The following is a 21,782-nucleotide window of genomic DNA, read 5'->3' on the forward strand; positions in this document are numbered from 1 at the left end:
TTGAGCAATTTCTATAGTTCTGGCTGAAGCCCAACTACAAACTTTAATTATAACTATTCAAGCGGACATGATATTACTGATAAAATCATGTCCTGATAATCAGTGATCAAAAAGTTGTTGCTTGTAGTAGGACTTGAGCAATTTCTATAGTTCTGGCTGAAGCCCAACTACAAACTTTAATTATAACTGGTAACTGAAATTACTTTAAATATAGAAATGGTGCGTTACATTTTTATTAACGCACCCTACTAGACTGAGACTCTTTGTATTGGGTTTCCGACCTCAACCCAACCTACACTATTTGCAACATTTTAAACTGTCAGAGGCAACTTTTTAGTATCAGTTTCTAAACTATTAAATAACTTCTCCCAATTTTCAGGAGTTGCTTGATTTTCCTTATCTCCTTTTGCTTCAAAAGTTGTATTGCAAGCCTGATTTTCTTCTAAAACTTTGACACAAAGTTCGGCAATATCATCCCGACTAACAAGACCTTTAATATTATCTCCTTGGTCAAATATTAATGCTTGACCGCCTGGTTGTTCTGTCATGGCGCAAGGTCGAATTATTGTGTAAGAAATTCCACTCGAACGAATAACTTCTTCTCCTTTTAATTTCCAGTTTAATAAACCTTTTAATTGATCATTAAACTTCACTGCTGGAGGTTGTTCATCTAAATTTAAACCTGGTCGCCCCGGACGAGTTACACCTGCCGAACTAACCAGAACAAATTTAGGTAATTGGTCGCTACCATAAGCTTTAATAGACTCAACTTCTAACTGAAAAAATCCTGGTGCAAATTTAGGATTGAGTTCTCGGTTATATTCAAATTTACTCAACATTAATTGGTAGGAATAAATTTGACTAGGATTAAAAGGTTGAGCATTTTTTACAACTTTGGCTCGAAATACTGGAATTAAATCTTTAAATGGAATACGAATAGTTGTCCAGATATTGTAAACGGTATCAAAAGAATAGCTATAACCAACCCCATCCCATTTGTCTTCGCAGCGCAGGAAAAATTTATAACGTTTGCCATCTCCTTTCACCCGGAGTTCGATACCAGCAGATCCTGATAAATTCATTGGGGGGTTAAAGTTGCGGGTACGCACAGAGACGAAACCGCCGGAGTTTTCTGTGGAGACGTTACCGGAGAAAAGAGCGCTATTACCTGTGAGAAGGATGGAACTTTCGCTGACTCCCCCCATCACCACATCATCTAATGCACCCCAGGTTTCTTTAACATCTTGGGTGGGGTTAGTGAAGTCAAACAGGATTTTTTTGTTGCTTGGTTGTAGTTGTGGTTTTGCTGCTGCTACTAGATTTTTCATGCCTTCATATTCGACGAGTTGGGGATCTTCAACAACTTCTGGCATGAAAAATTTGATGCCTTGGTTATATTTGTCCCGGTTTGGGGTGTCTCCCTCTACAGGTTGCACCCGCGTACCTGTACAACAAATAATTTTGCTAACGTCTTTGAATATCTCAGGGGTGAGGGTTTCTGGTTTAGTGATGTCGGCGGTTACTATTTCGACATTCTTACCGAGAACTTTTTGAGCTTTTTTAGCATCTCGAACGAGCGATCGGACTTGATAACCCTTTGTCTGTAGTCTAGCTACAACTCGTTTACCGACTCCACCATTAGCACCTACTACTAATACGACTTCTGATGTATCTGCTGGTAATGGTGTTTTTTCACCAAATAATTTTTGTAACCATTTAACACTACCGATAAAGGGAATGACCCCAAAATAGGCTAGGGTTTGCAATAATCTACTTGGCTTCCATTTGGATTTTTTACTGTTAGTCACAACTATATCCTTAAACTCTTCTCTTACATATATTAAGATATGTTAATAAATTTTGCTGGATGGCCTTTATGAAGTCAGAAGTCAGAAGTTTTGGCGTTCCTGAAGTAAGGTATGTTGCCTCATATTTGTCAGATATTGAAGAGTTCAGGAGTTAACTACAAATTATGTCTAGAAACAAAAATTTTCCTTTGAGTCAATCCCCTTCTCTTAAGTCTTAAGCTATCCCTTACCCATAAGTCGCCCGAAGTATTGCAGGGTGGTGAGTGTGGGGAGATGATTATAGTAGCTAGTCACAGTTGGGAAATGTCGAAATTACGTTATTCACTTTTAGCCACCTCTGTCCTACATTTGAAAAATGGCAGGTTTGTCTTGACTGCCCTATCCTCCCCCTTTTCCTTGTCTCCCCTATCCTGTAAGGAATTTAAGAGATATGGTTCAATAATTGATAATGAATAATTGATAATTACCTCTCCCTAAAAGCTATCCATTACCCACATCTTTCTTAACATTTTTCAAAGAGCAGGGAGAAGGGAGCAGGAAGCACGAAAATGGGAGTATCAAGTAGGAATCATAGATGCTAGTAAAAGTCAAGTTATCTGCTGTCTTTAAACCTCGAAACCATTAACTAATAAGACTTTCAAGATTGTAAATAATTATGTGGGTAATGGTAAGCCCTAAAAGGAAGAGGATTGACGCGGTAGGGAAAATTTTTTCTATCTTGGTCGATTGGATATGGCGTTTCGGCGCTTGAGCCGACATGAAAAGCGTAGCGGCTCTGCAAGAGCGGGAAACCTCGCCATCCCATCCTTCGGAATGCTCCGCAAACGACCGCTTGTTTCTCCTTTAAAGGAGAGGCTTTATACCTTAATTATTCGGTAAAGCATTATTCTCTTAACAATTAATAGTTATTAATTATTAATTGTTAATTACTGAACTACCCCTTCATAGAATTATCTTGAATAGGAATCTCAATTATAAACTCACTTCCCTCTCCTAATTGAGAATTACAAAAGATACGACCACCATGTTTTTCCACCACAATTTGATAACTAATTGCTAACCCAATACCAGTACCTTTACCTACAGGTTTTGTAGTAAAGAAAGGGTCAAATATTTGTTGCTGTACTTCTTCTGCCATCCCCATACCATTATCAGAAATGCTAATAGTAACAACTGTTTTTTCTATAACTTCTGTTTTAATTTTTATTGTGGGAATTTCGTCTTCATTTGATTGAGAAAATTTCCCTTTTGCTTGTGCTTCTTCCACAGCATCAATTGCATTTACCACAATATTCATAAATACTTGGTTTAACTGACTCACATAACAATTTAACATAGGAAGATTACCATATTCCTTAATTAAACTAATCTCTTTCCCAACTTTAGGATTAAGTCGATTATTAAGTATAAGTAAAGTGCTATCTATTCCTTCGTGAATATTAACTGGCTTCATTTCTGCTTCATCAAGTCTAGAAAAATTGCGTAATGATTTGACAATTTCACGAATCCGCTCTGTACCTACCTTCATAGATTTTAATAGTTGAGGTAGGTCTTCTAGAATAAATTCTATATCTATTTCTTCCCTTTCTGCTTCAATTTCTGCCACAGGAGGATTGTAATGTTGTTGATATAGTTTAATCAAGTCCATTAGTTCATAGGAATAATTCTTCGCATATTCAATATTGCCATAGATAAAATTAACAGGGTTATTAATTTCATGGGCAATACCTGCGACTAACTGCCCTAAGCTTGACATTTTTTCACTTTGGATTAGTTGTGTCTGGGTCAATTGTAATTTTTTTAATGTTTGTTCTAATTGAGCCGATTTTTCTCTCTCCTTTGCTTCTGAATTTTGCAATGCAGAATTTAATTTTGCTAGTTTATCTGCTTGTTTAAGCACAATTTTAATAATCGCATCTCTCAGTTCCAAGGCAGCATCTATTTCACACTTTTTCCAAGGTAGAGATGTTAGCTTAACAATTTCTTTCCACAGTTCAAATGATTTGCGAGGATATAATCTAATCTCACCATTAGACTCTGTTTCTGTAACTGGTGTAGGATCTCCTGCCCAATCAATAGTTTTAATAACTTCTGGTCGAAACCACAAAATATAAATTCTCTGAGCTGAAGATATTGAAACTGCTAGTAACCCACTAGCTACATCTTTATATTTCTCGAATTTTTTATAAATTTTAGGAAAAGAATCTGTAGAAAAAACTTCTTGATTAAACTGTTCTTCTATATCTGGAATTAATTCCTGAATAGGTATTAATGGTGGAGTTTTACCTACTAGATGAAAATGGTCTCCAGAAATTACAACTGCTCCTTCAGCACTGACCAAATTTAGTAGTTGATTTTGACATTCAACTAAGGCATCAATAAAATTTGATGAGGTTGAAATATGTTCAATTATTTTACTCTTGACTGATTTTAACTCTAACCGATAATTATAGTCTTCATTTTTTTCTTGATAAGGTATTTCTAGAGACATTGTTTGTCCTAAAAATTCGCACGCTGCTCTTAATTCATAAGGCACATATTTCGCTGAATTATGGTGACAAGCAATTAAACCCCATAATTTTTGATTTTTGAGTAAAGATATAGACATAGAAGCCGTAACTCCCATATTTTTTAAATATCCTATGTGGCAAGGTGAGACACTTCTTAAAATAGAAAAGCTTAAATCAAGAGGTTTATTGGTAATTGGATTATTGCTTGGTAAAATTTCTACAGGTTGAGAATTAACGTCTGCTATTAATCTGAGCCAATTTACCTGACATAGTTTTCTTGCTTCGGTAGGAACATCTATTCTAGGGTAATTTAATCCTAAAAGTGGTGCTAGGTTTTCTATTTTATCTTCCGCAATTACAGATCCATGATCTTGAGAGTCAAATTTGTATGCCATTACTCTGTCAAAACCAGTAATTTTTCTGATTTCTTCTACAATTATTTGACATAAATTTTTCAAATTAGAAGCACCTTGCATTTTTAATGCTGCTTCTCTGATAGAATGATAGAAGTTTAAAAATGAAATATTTTCTTGAGATATGGCTGGTTCTAATTCAAGAATTAAAAAATTTTCCGAATGATGAATTATTCCATCAAAAACTAAAGATTTATCTCTGCTTTTAACTGATAATTTCACAGGATTTACTGTTTTTAAGACCGGATTATTTTCTAAACTTTTTCTAAGTGTATCAATTTGGTTTTGGTCGAGAAAGTCACTTAAGTTTTGATTCAGTAATGTTTGAGCAGGTATGCCAAATAGTTCAAAAGTGTTATTACTTACCTGTAAAATTTTTAATTCCGGTTCTTGTAAAACAAATAAGAGGCCCTGAGATTGAATATGACCTGATAAATGAATTTGTTCTTGATATTGGTTAGCTAAATCTCCTTGATTTGCTAGACTAATTTGGTTACTGTTCATATTAGTAAAATTGGAACTACTGTTACAGGATTAATAACAACACCCCTGAATATTTAGGACTTGTTTATACTCTTCTATCCGTGGGATTTATATCAAGTTCAGTAAATAACATTAATACATTTAGCAAATCTATTTTTGACTATAATAGATTTTTTTTCACAGTATACATAAAGTAACTTTAAACATTCCTTAATTTTTTTGTTAGCTTAACATTTTTTTATAAATCTTAATATAATCATATAGTAGTTAATAACATATTAGGTATAATTACTAAAATCCCCTGACTTAAATGAACTAGGAAGTACATGGAAACAACTGACTGGGAAACTGTAATTCCTGCTGGAATGGCAATTACTATCTTTCTTGGAGGAATGCTAATGATGTTTACTAATTTTTGGACTGATTCAGTTAAAAAAAAGCAAAAAACAAAAAAATAAAAAGCTGTTTTCTGAGTTTTGATATTACACTCCAATAAAAGTACAGAATTAATCAAGCATAAAGAGAGATTTATAAGATGTTCGACTTCAATCAAATAATTGAATTTTCACACCTATATTGTGTAGCAATTTGTGGATGTCTAGTACCCATGAATGTAGTAGCAAGTTTACAGCCAATAATTTTTACAGTTCTCCATCGACCTAAAAAAGAAATTAACTTAATGGCATTAGTCGCTAGTTTTTATGCTTTAATGATTATCCTTCATGTCGGAAGCTGGTTTATTGTCGGAGTCGTTAGAATCCAAACATTCATTCTTTTATTATTCGCTAGCTGTTCTTTAATCACAAATATTTGGGCAGTTAGTCATGGTTCTAGTATGAGAGCAACTATTCAATTTTTACAACAGTTTATAGTTAAACTTGTTAAGGGTATAACTTTCCATACTCAAGAGATTATACCAGAAACAAAATAGAATTTTTGGCAGAAGAGTGTAGGGATTAATCTAAGTTTTTTCACCAAAATACAAAGAATTATCGCTCCTCTCAAATTTAGTAGGGGTGATTCGCGAATCGCCCCTACTTCTAAATTCTAAATTCAGCTATAAAATCCCTACATTCTCCCTCTATTTTTGTTGAGAACCCAGAGCCGCAACTGCCACTCCAACTAATAAAATAACTCCTCCCAATAAAAAAATTAGAGAAGGCACTTCACCGAACAATAAATAACCCAAAAAACTCGCTCCAACAGGTTCAAATAAAATTGCCAAAGTAACTAAAGTAGGAGAAACCCAACGCAATGACCAATTTAAACTTGTATGTCCTATTAATTGAGGTAATAACGTTATTAATAGTATATAAAAATAGACTAATCCAGAATAACCAAAGTAGCCAACACCCGAAACGAAAGGAATGGGGAATAATATAATTGCACTGATACCATAGACTACCACAATATAGCCTCCAATACTCAACCCCTTGGTTTGAGCTTCACGTCCCAGAAGCATATAGACACTAATTGTCCAAGCTCCCATGAGAGCCAAAAAATTTCCCAGAAGAAGGTTGCTACCCGTAGTTACCCCACCAATATCTACTAAACCAATTATTAGTCCTCCAGTCATAGATACTGCTATGCCAATAACTGTCTGGCGAGAAAGTCTTTCTTTTAGCAACCACCACGACAACAAAGCTACCCAGATAGGGGTAGTATTGATGAGGGTAGTCGCAGCTGCGATCGAAGTGTAAGATAAAGAGGTAATCCACAGAGCAGAATTAACGGCGAGGCAAACTCCTGCTGCTCCTGCATAGAGTATTGCCCCTGGTTGGAGTTTTTGCCACTTAATTTTTGACCATGTTGGTACTAATAATAAAGAGGCGATCGCTGCCCGCGAGGCAGCTATTACCAGACTAAACCCTACACCACTCATTCCCGCAGACAAATTTGCCAACCTGACTAACACTGCGCTAGTAGATATTGCCAAAACACCGATAGTTAAAACTAATATAATTAACCAGTTAGAAGGTTTCATAAACAAATAAAAAGATGGTATTATTGAGTTTATCCAATTATTAGTTGAGTATGCTAAAGCTAACTATTATAGTTTTAATTATTCTCATAGGTTCTGCCTTTTGTTCTGCTACTGAAACAGCTTTACTTTCAGTTTCTCCTATTAAAGTACAACAGTTAGCACAGTCTAAAAAAACAACAGCATTAGCATTGTGGGCAATTAAGAAAAAAATTAACCGCCCCATTGCCACTGTAGTGATTATTAATAACATTTTTAATATTGTTGGCAGTATCTTAATTGGTAATATTGCAGCTTCAGTTTTAGGCAATGCTTGGTTAGGAGTTTTTTCTGCTATTTTGACATTTTTAGTAATAGTTTTTGGCGAAATTATTCCTAAAACTCTTGGGGAACGCTATGCTATGAAATTTGCCTTAACTATAGCTTTACCTGTGCAGGGATTAACTTTTATTTTTACTCCCATAGTCTGGTTAATGGAAAAAATTACATCACCTTTTACTCAAGGGAAAAAATTACCTACTACTAATGAAGCAGAAATAATGTTTTTGACTAGAATAGGATATCAAGAGGGAGTAATTGAAGGGGATGAAGCTGAAATGATTAGAAGAGTATTTCGGCTAAATGATAAAAGTGCATTTCATATTATGACTCCTCGAATAGCGACAACCTATTTATATAGTAATTCAACTATAGCTGAGGTTAAATCAGATATTATTAGTTCTCAACATAGCCGAATTATTGTCATAGGAGATTCTATTGATGATGTGCTGGGTATGGTCTTGAAACATGAATTACTTAAGGCTATGATTGAGGGAAAAGACAATGAAAAAATTTATGATTTTATGCGAGATGTTAGGTTTATTCCAGATACATTAAGAGTTGATTTATTATTGAAAGAATTTCAGAAATATCGTCAACATTTGATGGTTGTTTTAGATGAATATGGGGGAATGTCGGGAGTGGTAAGTCTGGAGGATGTATTAGAAGAATTAACTGGTGAAATTGTGGATGAAACTGATAAAAGTATTGATTTACAAGTTGTGGCAAGAATGAGAGGAAAGATAAAATTAAAGGATGAGTAATTTCACTTATCAGTTATCAGCTATTATTTATTAGTGACTAGCTAGTCAACTGACAAATCTAAAATGGTGCATTAGGTCATTTTGTGAGGGGTGGGGCGGGTTTATCTAATTTAATGTTGAGCCTTATTAATTTAACGTGGAACCCGCCCCTACTATTGCAATATTTTAGGCGTTTCACGGCACTACAATTATGAACTAATAGTAATGATGACTATATATAAGGAAGAAAGAAAGTATTAGTTATCTAGGAGAGAAGAGAAGCTCCATCATCGGTAAATTTTTCTTTTCCCTCAGAATTGCGTTACACTAATTCCTGTAAATCTAGCATTTTAATTTGTCTAAAAAAAAATATGCTACCAACTGTTTTAATTACTGGTGCTTCTCAAGGTTGTGGTAGAGAAACCGCACTTTTATTTGCGAAAAAAGGATATAACGTTGTCTTAGCTGCTAGAAAGTTAGATAGATTAGCAGCAACAGCAAATGAAGTTAGGGCAATTGGTAAATCTGCCTTAGCTATTCCTACAGATGTTACTGATGCTAAACAAGTAGAATATTTGGTGCAAAAAGCAATAGAATTCTATGAAAAAATTGATGTATTAGTTAATAATGCTGGTATCTGTCTGACTGGTGGAATGGAACATACAACTTTAGAGGATTTTCAACAGTTAATGAATGTCAATTTTTTCGGTTATGTGAATACAATAAAAGCTTTATTGCCTCATTTTTTGTCAAGAAAATCTGGCACAATTGTTAATGTGGGTTCCTTTGGTGGAAAAATGCCTTTACCACAAATGACAGCTTATTGTGCTAGTAAATATGCAGTTACTGGATTAACTGATACTTTACGTTTAGAATTACAGTCAAAAGGAATTAATGTTAGTTCTGTACAACCAGGAGTTATTAACAGTGATTTTCTGGAAAGGGCGCAATTTCGGGGTGGAGATAATTCAGAAGTAGAAGCTAGTCGCCAACAAATGAATTCTGCTTTAGAATCCAATTTTGTTAGTCAGCCAAAAGATATTGCGGAAGCTATCTGGAATGTTGTTCAAAATAAGCAGTCTGAAGTAGTAGTAGGTTCGGCTGTTTTAGCAACAGAAACTTATCGGTTATTTCCTGGTTTAGTTCAGTTTATGATGGGAAAAAGTTTGGGGTAATTTATAGCTAAGAAAGAGTTGCTTATGAAAATATGATGAAGGCAAGATCGATGAGATTATTTTTTATCGTTGGTTATTCCTATTATTATTTACTAGCTATATCTTTCTTTGCTATTTTTATCTAATGATGTATTAGTCACGAAAGTCTGAAAATTGTAGTAAATTTATAAATAATGCCTACTCCGATATACCATATTATTCCTTAGATAAATGTTCTACTGCTTTATCGTAAAAATCTAAGATTCAAGTTCAATAAAAAAGGAGCAAAACACAAAATGCAATACAAATTATTAGGAAAAAGCGGCTTAAGAGTATCCGAACTTTGTTTAGGTACAATGACCTTTGGCGAAGACTGGGGTTGGGGTTCGTCTAAAGAAGAAAGCCAGAAAATTTACCAAGTCTTCCGCGAAGTAGGAGGTAATTTCATTGATACTGCTAATGTTTACACAAATGGCACCAGTGAAAAATTTCTTGGTGAGTTTATTGCCTCTGAAAGAGATGCTATTGTTTTAGCAACCAAATACACTAACGGTTTGGGAGATAATAATCCTAATGGCGGGGGAAACCAACGTAAAAATATGGTGCAGTCGGTAGAAGCTAGTCTCAAACGTCTTAATACTGACTATATTGATCTTTTATGGTTGCACATTTGGGATTTTATGACTCCTGCTGAGGAAGTAATGCGGGCATTTGACGATTTGGTGAGAGCCGGAAAAGTATTATATATCGGTATTTCCGATACACCTGCTTGGGTTGTTTCTCAATGTAATACCTTGGCAGAATTAAGGGGATGGACGCAGTTTGTTGGTTTGCAAATAGAATATAGTTTAATTCAGCGCACTGCAGAAAGGGAACTTTTACCAATGTCTCGTACTTTTGATATCGGCGTTACGGCTTGGTCCCCTCTTGCTAGTGGTTGGTTGAGTGGGAAATATACCAAATCTAATGCAACCTCAGAAGAGCGCAGACTAGATAATGAAATGATGAAAGGTTTTTTGGAGCGGAGCGATCGCAATACTACTATTGCTCAAGAAGTAGATAAAGTTGCTCAACAAATAGGAAAAAGTTCCTCACAAGTAGCTTTAAGTTGGTTATTAAATAAAGGGGTAATTCCAATTATTGGAGCTAGAAAAATTTCTCATATTGAAGATAATCTCCAATGCGTCGATGTGAAATTATCCCCAGAACAAATTCAGCAATTAGATCGAGTCAGTCAAATCGAACTAGGTTTTCCACACGATTTCTTTAAAGCAGATATGGTCAAAAACTTTGCTTATAATGGCGCATTTGAGAAAATTAAAAATCATCGCTATTCACAATTAATGGATTAACTCCCCCGGAGGGAAGTCCCGCGCTCTCCTGTTGGCGGAGCCTAGCCGCAGCTATTAGGGGAGCGTCGCATGGGAAAGCCGGGCGTTATCTGTGTGGTTCGTCCTGATTTTATCTACTATTATAGCTATTGACAATTACAGATATTGTCACTACAATAGTTCTTTCTTGTTATCAATACAGGGGGAGGACATCACCTCTGTCAAAACAGCGGTCAGGGTTTACCAGACCGAAGAATCCCGCGTTGTCGCGTCAGCGCAATGTCGGGAGTATGTCAATGGATTAAATTACTATGACTCGTAGTACCCGTCTAGCTTAAAAATGTGGGTAATATCATGTCTGGTTGAATAGTTATAATTAAACTTTGTAGTTGGGCTTTAGCCCGAACTATAGATGGGCTAAAGCCCAACTACGAACAAAAACTTTTTTATCACTGATTATCCGGACATGATATAAGTTTAATAAATTAAGACCTCTCCCCCAACCCCTCTCCTGCTTTTGAGAGGGGATAAACTCCCCCTTCCCTTGCAGGGAAGGGGGCTGGGGGGTTAGGTTTTACCAACTTATTGCACTCTAATCATAACTACACTAATTTTCCGCAGGAACGAAATTTAATGCTTGACCATTCAACTGAGGAAACTCAATCAACACATCAATAAAATCCCCCGTTGCACCATCAAAACGAACCACACTACCAGTACCAGTGCTACTAGCATAAAGATTACCATCTGGTCCGAAGCCTAAACCCCTTGGCGCATCGAATATTGGCACTCCCTCTGCATCTACACCAGCATCAAGCACATCTAACAACCCTCCCGTATTAATATCATAGACACGAACCGTACCTACCGAATCATCTTGACCAAAAGGAAACTCACTGCTGACATAGATATTACCATCCAAACCACTAATCACATCTAGAGGACTTAACTCAGGATCATTAACAAAACTAGGATTTAACACCTCACCAGTGAGACCATCATATTGAATAATTGTACCCCCGCCTCCACCTGTTGTCGGATCAGCACCATTTCCTAAATAAAAATTACCATCAGAACCGAATACAAAACCCCTAGGAAAATCTACTAATTCTGAAGGAATAAATTCATCAATAAAGTCTCCTGTTTCACCATCAAAACGTAAAATTGCTCCTAACGAACGCGCCCCTACATAATAATTATTATCAGGTCCAAAAACAGAACCTCCACCATTTAATTCAGGAAATTCTGTAAATGTTTCAATGAAATTTCCTGTAGTCGCATCGAAACGTAAAACATCATCATTTCCACCATTAATTAAAACAGTATTAGAACCATCAATTTCTCGTACAATATCTCTCGGGTCAGTTAATCCTCCACCATTAGTAAATTCACTAATAAATCTACCAGTTAAACCATCAAAACGCAAAGCAGCACTATTTCCATTATTAGCAGCACTGGTAACAACAACATCAAATATTGTACCGATAAAATTTTGGGAAAATAACCGACTTTCAGCAATACCAAAGTTAACAAAATGTTCAATAGCAGTCAATAAATTTTGTTGAACTGCATCAGCAACTCCAGGATTTTCTTGTAGATAAATATCGGTATTAAATTGAGGGTTAGGGTCGCGATTTTCTAGTTGACCAACTTGAATAAAATGTTGAATGGGAGTAATTGAATTTTGTTGAACTAAAGCAACAACATCAGGGTTATTGATTAAATAAAAATTAGTATCAAAAAAAATACTAGGGTCTCGCCCTTCAAATTGACCGAATCGAATAAAGTGGTCGAAGCCACTTTGGACAATGCCATTGTTTATTGCTTCTGCAACACCAGGGTTACTATCTAAATAGAAGTTTTCATCAAACAGGTCAATAATTTCTAACATGAGTCGTGTATTAATTAGGGTTTTTAGTTATTTATGCACAACTCTTTTAATTTGGCAAGTCTTTGTATTTTCTGGCTTTTTGACTAGCAAGAATTAAATAAAATTTCAGGGCAATTATAATTGAAAAACTGATAGCTGATGCCTAATTGCTGACCGCTAAATTAATTCAGAATATTTTCTACTCCAACTACATTTCCTATTACTGCCTGCTCAATAATTCTTCTATATTGTAATCTCCATTGCAAAGCATTAGAGATAGTAATATAACCCTGTTGTGGAGGTTGTCTAATTATTCTCTCAGCCAAGACTTCACGTCCTATTTCATCTAAAGGAAGATTACGGTCTTCCAAAAATCCTATTACATCATCTTGATTACCATTACGACTGATAATTTCTATTAAACCCCTTGTAGTTTGATAATCTCCTGTTCTTTCTTTTGCTACAAATATCGCATTTTGAATATTTAAACTTGCTGCTCGTAATTCGTGGTTATCTATTTTTTCATACACAAAAACAAGTAGATTATAACCTAATCCATAAACTTTTTGACTAGCATCTCGAAACGGACAAGATGATTGTGGTTGTCGTATAGATGTCACCTTTAAATCTACTTCTAATTCTGGGAAATCTATGCCACTAGCTGCACTACCGGGAGTATATAAATACTTTGTTCCTAAATAGTTATTGAATGCTTGCTCTACATAAGTTCCTACTGCTTTACCATCGGTAATACCATACAAATCAGAAATTGGAGTAGCGCTTAAATCTCTAACAAAAATTGCTGCCTCAGTTTTGAATAGTGATAGGGTAAGTTCTTTCATATATTGATAAATATTGAATTAAAATAATGTTAACTGTTGCCAAGATTCATGCTTAAATCTAAAGTTTTGTTTTCCAATTCTTTGACAGATCCATTTTACACAATCAGGCACAACTGAATTACCATATAAAGCATATTGATGATAAACTTTAGCAACTCGACACCAATTATCGGGAAATCCCATTAAACGAGCATATTCAATATTAGTTAAACGGCGAAATTTATTACCGATTTGATATCTTTCATAATGCCTAGAAGTAGAAGCGGTTAATGTAGAAGTAACGCCATTAATGCCAAATATTGTATAGCCAAGACGCGCTCCTCCACCTTGGTTATATAATATTTCTACACCATTACAATATCTATTTACAGTTTTGCTTTTTTTTATTCTTTCTAGGGTATCAGAAGTAAAGTCAAATTGTAGATTTATTTCTGATTCATCTTGGAGAATATCTTTGAGTTTTTTTCTGGGTTTTAAATCAGCCATTAAAGGCAAAGATTTACTGTACATTTTGTTTTGATAAGCAATACCCCATTGATAGTTTTTACTACTAAAATTCATAATAGGCTGCATATATTTTTCTATTTCGCTATTTTCATTCCAAGGTAAACTGTCAACATCGTTATCTGTTAAAAATACAGAAAACTTTTCTAGGTCAGGAGTGTTTTGTGTCGATTCAATACAAGTACCAAAAATAAAAATTCTGTCTCGGTTTTGGGGAATACCAAAATTTATCGGGTTAATAATTCGCCATTCAATAAAATAGTCTAAGGAAGCAAGAGCATTTAAAATAATTCGGAAATGATCCCCTTTTTCCATAGTCAATATTCTTTTGACATTTTCTAATAAAAAATATTTAGGTTTTTTAGCTTGGATTATTTCAACTATTCGTTCAAAAAGTGTTCCCCTGACTCTATCTCTAATTCCCATTTTTTTGCCTGCTTGACTAAATGGTTGACAGGGAAATCCTGCACTTAAAATATCGTGTTCTGGAATTTCTGATAAATTAATTGTATTAATATCGTCTAATATTATTGAGTCACTACCAAAATTACTTTGATAAACTTGACAACAAAGTTCGCTAATATCATTAGCCCAAATAGTGTCAATATTTGCAGCTTTCATTCCTAAGTTAAAACCACCTATTCCCCCAAATAATTCTATGGCTTTTAGTTTGTGAGTTTGAGTCAATTTATTATTTATTTAGAGTAAAATTTTAGTTAGATTAATAATCAAATTATCAATATTTTTAATTCTATTCTGGCAACAGAAAACTGAGTTAATTTTTGTTTATAACTCAGTTTTTCTTCCCCAAAAAAACCTAAGATTTCGGTTTAGAAATTGAACTAACGTGCAATTCCTTCAACTGCTTTTTATCAACTGCAGAAGGTGCATTTGTCAACAAACATTTTGCCTGCTGAGTCTTCGGAAACGCAATAACATCCCGAATAGACTCCTCACCCGCTAACAACATCACCAACCGATCTAAACCATAAGCAATACCACCGTGGGGAGGAGTGCCATATTCAAACGCTTCCAATAAAAAGCCAAACTTATTATCAGCTTCTTCATCAGATAAACCAATAGCTTCAAACACCTTTTCCTGCACATCCCGTTGATATATCCGCAGACTACCACCGCCAATTTCATAACCATTAAACACTAAATCATAAGCTTGCGCTCGTGCAGTCTTCAAGTCATCAATATCATCTGGGTGGGGTGCAGTAAAGGGGTGGTGCAATGCTTCCAAACGTTTTTCGTCCTCATTCCATTCAAACATGGGGAAGTCTGTCACCCATAATAAATTAATTTTATCCTTGTCAATTAATCCCAACTGTTCGCCCACAACTAACCGCAGGCGATCTAAGGTTTTGTTGACAGTATTCGTGTCATCCGCAGCAAATAACAGCAAATGACCAGGTTGAGCATTGGTACGTTTGAGCAATTCCTGTTTTTGTTCGTCCGTGAGGTTGTCTTTGATAGCTCCAATAGTATCTATCTTGCCTTTTTCTTTAACGCGAATGTAAGCTAAACCTTTTGCTCCTACTTCACTTGCCTCTTTAAATAAGTCGCCACCAGGTTTAATTCTAACGTTGGAAATAGCATCGTTACCTCCAGGAATAGGCAGCACTTTCACTATCCCACCTGCTGCAATGGCACCAGAAAATACTTTGAAACCAGAATCTTTCACCAAGTCGGAGACATCGACCAATTCTAAACCAAATCGAATATCTGGTTTATCACTACCATAACGTTCCATCGCTTCCGCATAAGTCAGTCGGGGAAATGGTAAAGGCAAATCTACACCCTTGACTTTCTCAAAAATGTATGCCACTAACTCCTCATTTAATTGAATAATTTCCTCCTGAGACATGAAACTCATCTCCATATCTAACTGAGTAAACTCCGGTTGTCTATCCGCTCGTAAATCTTCATCCCGAAAACAACGGGCGATTTGATAATAACGGTCAAAACCAGAAACCATCAACATTTGTTTGAAAAGTTGGGGAGACTGGGGTAAAGCAAACCACTCGCCAGCATGAACGCGACTAGGAACCAGATAATCTCTCGCCCCTTCTGGAGTAGAGCGAGTGAGAATAGGAGTTTCGACTTCGATAAAGTTTTCTTCGTCTTCCAGAAAACGGCGCATCGCTTTGACAACTTCATGCCGAAGTTGCAGGTTGCGGGTCATGCGTTCCCTTCTCAAATCTAAATAACGATATTTGAGTCGCAACTCTTCCCTTACTGCTTCTGTTTCAGCAGTGGAAATTTGAAATGGCAGTTGTTTACCCAAACTATTCAATAGTCGAATATCATCGGCGTAAATTTCGATTTCCCCAGTAGGAAGTTTAGGGTTAAGAGACTCTTCCGGACGACGACTAACCCGACCTGTGATTTGTACAACATATTCATTCCGAATATCTCCAGCTATTTCATAGGAGTCTGGAGTACGCTCTGGGTCACTCACAATTTGGACAATACCAGTGCGATCGCGCAAATCTAAAAAAATCACCCCCCCATGATCCCGACGGCGGTCTACCCATCCACAAAGATTAACAGTTTCTCCAATACGATCGCCATTTACTTGTCCACAATAATTAGTTCGCATCATTACCTAATTAGAAATTTAACTAAAAAATAAATTTTATCATTATAATAATAGGATGCCCGTAAATCATTAATAATTTTAGGTTAAATTCGGATTTAACAAAAATAGGGTGCGCATAGCACACCCTATTTTTTCAGGAGATTGATTTAATCAAAGAATTAAGAGTATAGAAGTTTTGAATTTATTTATAGATGAAATATAGGGAAATTGGCGTTATAAAGTTAGACTTGCCAAAAAAGTTATTTATTACCGAGAGTTATCCCTGATCGCTTGTCGTTTTTTTCACTAGAAGGATCAGAAAAGTAGGACGCAAGAAATGGAAACGTGAATCTAGCTACCACCGACGCTCTTTATCTGTTTGCGTAGCATTCCGAAAGAAAACCACCATGTTTAGGCTAAAAGTCCTAAATGGATGCAAATTACGACGATGAAACTTTGATAACCAGGCAGTAGAATTATTCATACAATTTGCCATACTCAACCGTATGATTCAAACAGGTAAGCCATAATGGTACTTTGTACTATTCTAGTTCTTTTCTATATAGGATGAATATTGTGATCGCAACATTCATGCAACAAAGCCCAATGTCGGTCCAAAAAAAATAGAGAAATCGGGTTTATATGAAATGTCCTACTAAAGTAACATCTGTCTCCGATAAACCAGATTAATTATAACACTCCAAAGCAAGCGGATTTAATATAACTCCAAAACCAAGATCGCTATAGAAATACAATTAAAAATTTCTTGAAGATTTAGACTAAAAATTCTCATTCTCTTTTATTAACACTGAAAATTCATACTCATATCCACGGAGATTAGAATCTAATTGTAAAGTGTATACCCCACCCACAGGCATAGTACCTGTCCATTCACTTTCATTATCTTCAACTGCCATAAGTTTGCCATCAGGACTAATAATTGCTGGAAAGGCATCTCCTAAATTTTTGATACTTAGGATCTGACCTTGAACCATCCTAACCCGGTAGTTATGACTACCAGTACCAATAATCTCACCTCTAACAATAGCTTTGTCGCTTTCTGGGGAAAAAGTAATAGTCTTATCTACTTTTGAGCAGGTGCTACGAGTTCTGTTTTTGGCAACCCAACCTGTAACAGGATTACTAATTTGTAGCCAACCAGATTGTTCATCTGTAACAGAAACAAAGGCATTATTGTTAAGTTGACCAACTATATTACCTTCTTTAACTTCTGGACTTCTACGAACATTCAGAGGTGCTTCAGGATCATCTACTATAGCCATAACTATTTTGCATCCTGATGTTGATGGTGTAATCACAACTGGACTAGATTTTTGATTAACTAAATCTGAGGAGTTGGGAGTTGAAGACTTTTCTTGGCTTACTTCTACTCTAGTTGCGGGATCATCAGCACTGTCGAAGTGGAAGGAATCTACTAAAGCACCAGCTTGAGAAACTTGAGCATGAGTAAATGTACTAGTAATAACGAAAGGAAGAGCAGCGATGGAAGCAACGATTTGGTTTTTCATGGTTTTTGATTTCCTATGTTTGAACTAATTGTTTTAATTATCTTCGTTTTTTCTGGTGATGGTTGTGACTTGTGAGTAAAATTCCAGTGATTTCTCGGTTGTGCTTGAGTGATTTTTCAAGTATTGATAAAGTGAGCGCAAGTGCGTCTAAATGTTGAAGTAGATAGGTAATTCTGGTGATGATAGTCACAGCAGAGGCCATTATATTACTTTATATGGTCTTGCATATTCCCGGATGAATTAGTTGGGGGGGGAAGAGAGGGAAGAGGGGGAAAGCTTACAAAAGTAGGTTTTTTAGCTTTGATATCAAACAAGTGTGGGGAATATGGAGAAAGGTAGAAATTAAGAGTCATAAATTAATTCTTTCCTCCTACTCCCTACTCCCTATTTTCTGGAGATACGCTTAGGGGCTATATGTTGAATTATAGTAGTTTTATTAACATAAAATACAGCTATCAGCTGTGTAATTTATAAAATTTTAAACATACTTATATCTTAATACAGTTCAGTTAAGGCTGAAAATCATGTAATATGGGGTAATTATTAATTGTTAATTGTTAATTACTGAAGAGCGTAATTATAAGTATTCAAGCGAACATAATCTAAATATAGGTATTGTCATCAAAAAAGGAAATTAAGTGTGGTGAATCTTAAGAATTTCTCATTGATGTATCATAATATACTAAGTGCTGAAATATTGAAGCAGATAGCAATTCCAGCCATAAAAATCGAAGAAGGCAGCCTCTTGACGGAGGAGCTTTGCCAACGCCAAAACTAAAACCACTATGGATAACTTTATATTTGGCCATACTACCAGAGCGATCGCTCATTGGTAAGTAAACAAAAATATTTACCGTCATTGCTAACGAAGTGAAGCAATCCCAAAAAACCCTTGCGTTCGCGGAGCGTGTCCGCTTCGGACTTATGCCTCATTCTGCTCCGCTCCATTCGCAACGACATTGTGTAATTAATTCTGTCCGACTACTTACCAATATTTATTTGTTGTAAGGCACAGCTCAGTATTCTCTCAACTATAAATGCCTCCAGAAATGTCTGGATTTAATATTCTTTGAACAAAGAGTCTCTGATAATTTAAAGATTATCAATATCTAAAAAATTCAACAAAATATTAGCAGCCTCATCTAAATCTTTGCCAAAACAAATAATCCCATCCTCGTGACCTGCCATTACTAATATTTTTTCTACTCCTAAATTTTCTTCATCAAACAAACGAAACATTTCTTTTGCCATTTGTGGAGTACCATAAGGAACATCTGGATTAGAAGTAGGAACCTTAAACATAAGTTTTTGCCAAAGCTGATAATTATGAATATGAATAATACCCATAATTTCTGGTTGATAATAATAGATAGCAGCATGAGTTAAAGACTCAGAAGAAGCTTTAACAAGTCCGCAACAAGTTAGACTATTTTCCACTATATTAAAATCAGTAACTACTGTATAATGTTCGGGTTTTAAAGTTAGGAGATGAGCAGTTTGAGTTCCAGAAATAATAAACTGATTGGAATTATTTATTCTCTGACTAACATTACCAAAACCAATGCCATTTTCGTAAACACCAATTAATCCCAAAGAACGCATTAAGTCACGTTTTTTCATTAATTCAGTTAGGCGTTCGATTGCCAGAGATTCTCCTTTTATCCAATGACAATGATATTTAATTACTCCCTCATCCATAACCATAAATTTAAGAATTAAAAAGAACAATAAAGATTAATTGTATCATGGCTAATTTTTTCTAGGTAGTTGACTAAATTAGTTATATAGCAATATGAAATGATTTGTGAAAAAAACTGTAGGGGTTTGGTTTCCAAATCCCATTTCCGCAAAATATTACAATATAAGCGCGGATTACTATAGTATAGTTTGTGTCAGATAAAAGTACAAAGCTTTTAAAGTAACTTAACTTAAAAACATGAACAGAAAAAAACAAAATCGACCAAAAGACATTTTTAAACATCTCAAAAAAAACGGTACAAAATTCGTTCGCATTCTCTTCTGTGACAACGCCAATATCATTCGCTCCAAAGCATTCCATATTGACGTATTACCAGAACACTTCTACACAGGAGTCAGCATCACAGTTGCCCAACAAGCATTCCCAGTCATGTACGATGCCGTAATTTCTGAAACAGGTCTTGCTCCTGTAGGGGAGGCTTGGTTAGTTCCTGACTGGTCTACTCTCCATACATTACCCTACGCTCCTACTCACGCTAGTCTAGTTGGGGATATGTATAAAGATGGCTCTCCCTGGTCTTTGTGTCCCCGCCGATTTCTCAAACGAGCGATCGCCACTGCGGAAAAAGCAGGTTTACAAATAAAGGCCGCCTTTGAAAACGAATTCTACCTACTCAAATCTACCTCTGATGGTATCACCCCCACAGATGATACAGTTTTTGCCTCTACCTTGGGGATGAATATTAACTGCGCTGTAATTGATGACATTGCCGATGCTCTAACTGCTCAAGAAATTCAAGTGGAAAGATATTATCCAGAATCAGGTCATGGTCAACAGGAAATATCTATCCGTTATAGCGACGCCTTACAAGCTGCTGACAGACAAATAATCTTTCGGGAAACAGTGCGGGGGATAGCTCTCAAACATGGACTCACCGCATCCTTCATGCCGAAAATTTTTGCCGATCAAGCAGGTAATGGTTGCCACTTACATCTAAGTTTGTGGGAAGGAGAGCGAAATATTGTTCCTGATTCAGATGGAATAGGGGGAGTCTCCAAAACTGCTCGTAGTTTCATTGCTGGAATTCTTGAGCATTTGCCTGCTTTGATGGCGCTGACAACTCCAAGCGTTAATTCTTATCGTCGCATTCGCCCTCATTTCTGGAGTGGTGCCTTTCGTGCTTGGGGTTTAGATAACCGGGAAGCTGCTGTCAGAGTACCGAGTAATTTTGCCCCACCGTCTCCCACTCATTTTGAGTTGAAAACTGTTGATGCTTCTGCTAATCCTTATTTAGCACTGGGAAGTGTGATAGTAGCTGGTTTAGATGGTATTAACAGGGGTCTTGATGTTGGGGAACCTGTAGCGGTTGACCCAGGAAATTTTACACCTGAAGAAAGGAATACCCGGGGAATAGATGCTTTGCCTAGTTCTTTGGGAGAAGCGATCGCTCACTTACTTAATGACGATGTTCTACAAAATGCTTTGGGATCGGAATTAGCTCAAGCATTTATTGGTGTTCGTCGCGCTGAGTGGGAAGCGATGAAGGATATGGAAATAGAGGAGGAAGTAAAGATTTTGTTGTCTAGATATTGAAAAAGGAGTAATTTTAGTTATTAATTATATCATATTCGGTTGAATACTTATAATTAGGCTCGTAGTTGAGCTTTAGCGGTTGAGCTTTAGCGTGCTAAATGTCCATCTAGGGCTAAAGTCCAACTACAAACTAATACTTTTTTATAACTGATTATCCACAATTCGTAGCTTCCTGGAGGGGGCACATAATATTATTATTACCTCCGTTTAAAGAAATACTGAAGTTGATTTTAATAGTTTTGTAGCATGAGCATCTTGCTTCTTCGTGATATTTTTTGGTAGGCAGGATGTCCTCCCCACTTATGTTCATCACAAGTTTTGAGAAATTACTTAGAAAACAATAATGATTCACAAAACTGAACAATTTACCCAATTATTAATTATTAATAATTAATAATTCTGGTTTAAAGCCTCCCCTTG

General features: G+C 35.9%; 16 protein-coding genes and 1 pseudogene. 7 read left to right on the forward strand and 10 right to left on the reverse strand.

The window, feature by feature from the left end; genetic code table 11:
• Positions 1-311 precede the first annotated feature (311 nt).
• Complete coding sequence (locus ACP6PL_RS20410; RefSeq protein WP_426547108.1) at positions 312-1,808, reverse strand: CIA30 family protein; 1,497 nt, start codon at positions 1,806-1,808, stop codon at positions 312-314.
• Between the two features lie 934 nt (positions 1,809-2,742).
• Entirely contained in the window at positions 2,743-5,235 is a 2,493-nt protein-coding gene (locus ACP6PL_RS20415; RefSeq protein WP_426547109.1) for an ATP-binding protein, read from the reverse strand.
• Positions 5,236-5,540: 305 nt separating this feature from the next.
• Here ACP6PL_RS20415 and ACP6PL_RS20420 point away from each other — a divergent pair, with 305 nt between their 5' ends.
• Together ACP6PL_RS20420 and ACP6PL_RS20425 are read left to right on the forward strand one after the other, a co-directional pair.
• The gene (locus ACP6PL_RS20420; protein WP_426547110.1) at positions 5,541-5,672 is read left to right on the forward strand and encodes a hypothetical protein; all 132 of its coding nucleotides are present in this window, start codon (positions 5,541-5,543) and stop codon (positions 5,670-5,672) included.
• Between the two features lie 77 nt (positions 5,673-5,749).
• Complete coding sequence (locus ACP6PL_RS20425; RefSeq protein ID WP_426547111.1) at positions 5,750-6,145, forward strand: hypothetical protein; 396 nt, start codon at positions 5,750-5,752, stop codon at positions 6,143-6,145.
• A 150-nt stretch (positions 6,146-6,295) separates the two neighbouring features.
• Here the strand turns inward: ACP6PL_RS20425 and ACP6PL_RS20430 are convergent, their stop codons facing one another.
• Positions 6,296-7,198 carry a DMT family transporter gene (locus tag ACP6PL_RS20430; RefSeq protein ID WP_426547112.1) on the reverse strand — a complete coding sequence of 301 codons (903 nt, stop codon included), beginning with the start codon at positions 7,196-7,198 and terminating at the stop codon, positions 6,296-6,298.
• Positions 7,199-7,248: 50 nt separating this feature from the next.
• On the opposite strand from ACP6PL_RS20430, the gene ACP6PL_RS20435 reads away from it, so the two are divergent.
• The 3 genes from ACP6PL_RS20435 (at position 7,249) to ACP6PL_RS20445 (ending at position 10,762) form a co-directional block, all read left to right on the forward strand.
• Entirely contained in the window at positions 7,249-8,277 is a 1,029-nt protein-coding gene (locus ACP6PL_RS20435; RefSeq protein WP_426547113.1) for a hemolysin family protein, read from the forward strand.
• A gap of 350 nt (positions 8,278-8,627) precedes the next feature.
• Positions 8,628-9,431 (forward strand): SDR family oxidoreductase, encoded by an 804-nt coding sequence (locus ACP6PL_RS20440; RefSeq protein WP_426547114.1) that lies wholly within the window; start codon positions 8,628-8,630, stop codon positions 9,429-9,431.
• Between the two features lie 275 nt (positions 9,432-9,706).
• A complete protein-coding gene (locus tag ACP6PL_RS20445; RefSeq protein WP_426547115.1) occupies positions 9,707-10,762 on the forward strand; it encodes an aldo/keto reductase in 1,056 nt (351 codons plus the stop codon).
• 586 nt (positions 10,763-11,348) lie between these two features.
• Here ACP6PL_RS20445 and ACP6PL_RS20450 read toward each other — a convergent pair.
• From ACP6PL_RS20450 to aspS, 4 genes are all read right to left on the reverse strand, one after another.
• Positions 11,349-12,632: a Vgb family protein gene (locus ACP6PL_RS20450; RefSeq protein WP_426547116.1), complete on the reverse strand. Its 1,284-nt coding sequence runs from the start codon at positions 12,630-12,632 to the stop codon at positions 11,349-11,351.
• 161 nt (positions 12,633-12,793) lie between these two features.
• The gene (locus tag ACP6PL_RS20455) at positions 12,794-13,453 is read right to left on the reverse strand and encodes a type II restriction-modification system restriction endonuclease (RefSeq protein WP_426547117.1); all 660 of its coding nucleotides are present in this window, start codon (positions 13,451-13,453) and stop codon (positions 12,794-12,796) included.
• An 18-nt stretch (positions 13,454-13,471) separates the two neighbouring features.
• Complete coding sequence (locus ACP6PL_RS20460) at positions 13,472-14,644, reverse strand: DNA cytosine methyltransferase (protein WP_426547118.1); 1,173 nt, start codon at positions 14,642-14,644, stop codon at positions 13,472-13,474.
• A 130-nt stretch (positions 14,645-14,774) separates the two neighbouring features.
• Positions 14,775-16,562 (reverse strand): aspartate--tRNA ligase, encoded by a 1,788-nt coding sequence (gene aspS, locus ACP6PL_RS20465; RefSeq protein WP_426547123.1) that lies wholly within the window; start codon positions 16,560-16,562, stop codon positions 14,775-14,777.
• 287 nt (positions 16,563-16,849) lie between these two features.
• Here aspS and ACP6PL_RS20470 point away from each other — a divergent pair.
• Positions 16,850-17,071, forward strand: a pseudogene (locus tag ACP6PL_RS20470) (IS5/IS1182 family transposase); the annotation flags it as partial.
• A gap of 249 nt (positions 17,072-17,320) precedes the next feature.
• On the opposite strand, the gene ACP6PL_RS20475 reads toward ACP6PL_RS20470, so the two are convergent.
• The 3 genes from ACP6PL_RS20475 to ACP6PL_RS20485 form a co-directional block, all read right to left on the reverse strand.
• On the reverse strand, positions 17,321-18,070 hold the full coding sequence (locus ACP6PL_RS20475; protein WP_426547119.1) for an SH3 domain-containing protein: 750 nt from the start codon (positions 18,068-18,070) through the stop codon (positions 17,321-17,323).
• A 650-nt stretch (positions 18,071-18,720) separates the two neighbouring features.
• Positions 18,721-18,930: a hypothetical protein gene (locus ACP6PL_RS20480; RefSeq protein WP_426547120.1), complete on the reverse strand. Its 210-nt coding sequence runs from the start codon at positions 18,928-18,930 to the stop codon at positions 18,721-18,723.
• Between the two features lie 232 nt (positions 18,931-19,162).
• A complete protein-coding gene (locus ACP6PL_RS20485; RefSeq protein ID WP_426547121.1) occupies positions 19,163-19,774 on the reverse strand; it encodes a class II aldolase/adducin family protein in 612 nt (203 codons plus the stop codon).
• A 232-nt stretch (positions 19,775-20,006) separates the two neighbouring features.
• Between ACP6PL_RS20485 and ACP6PL_RS20490 the strand changes: the two genes are divergently transcribed.
• A complete protein-coding gene (locus ACP6PL_RS20490) occupies positions 20,007-21,362 on the forward strand; it encodes a glutamine synthetase family protein (protein ID WP_426547122.1) in 1,356 nt (451 codons plus the stop codon).
• Positions 21,363-21,782 lie beyond the last annotated feature (420 nt).

Origin of the sequence: Dapis purpurea BLCC-M126 (assembly GCF_050015975.1) — a bacterium.
Lineage (GTDB): Bacteria > Cyanobacteriota > Cyanobacteriia > Cyanobacteriales > Microcoleaceae > Trichodesmium.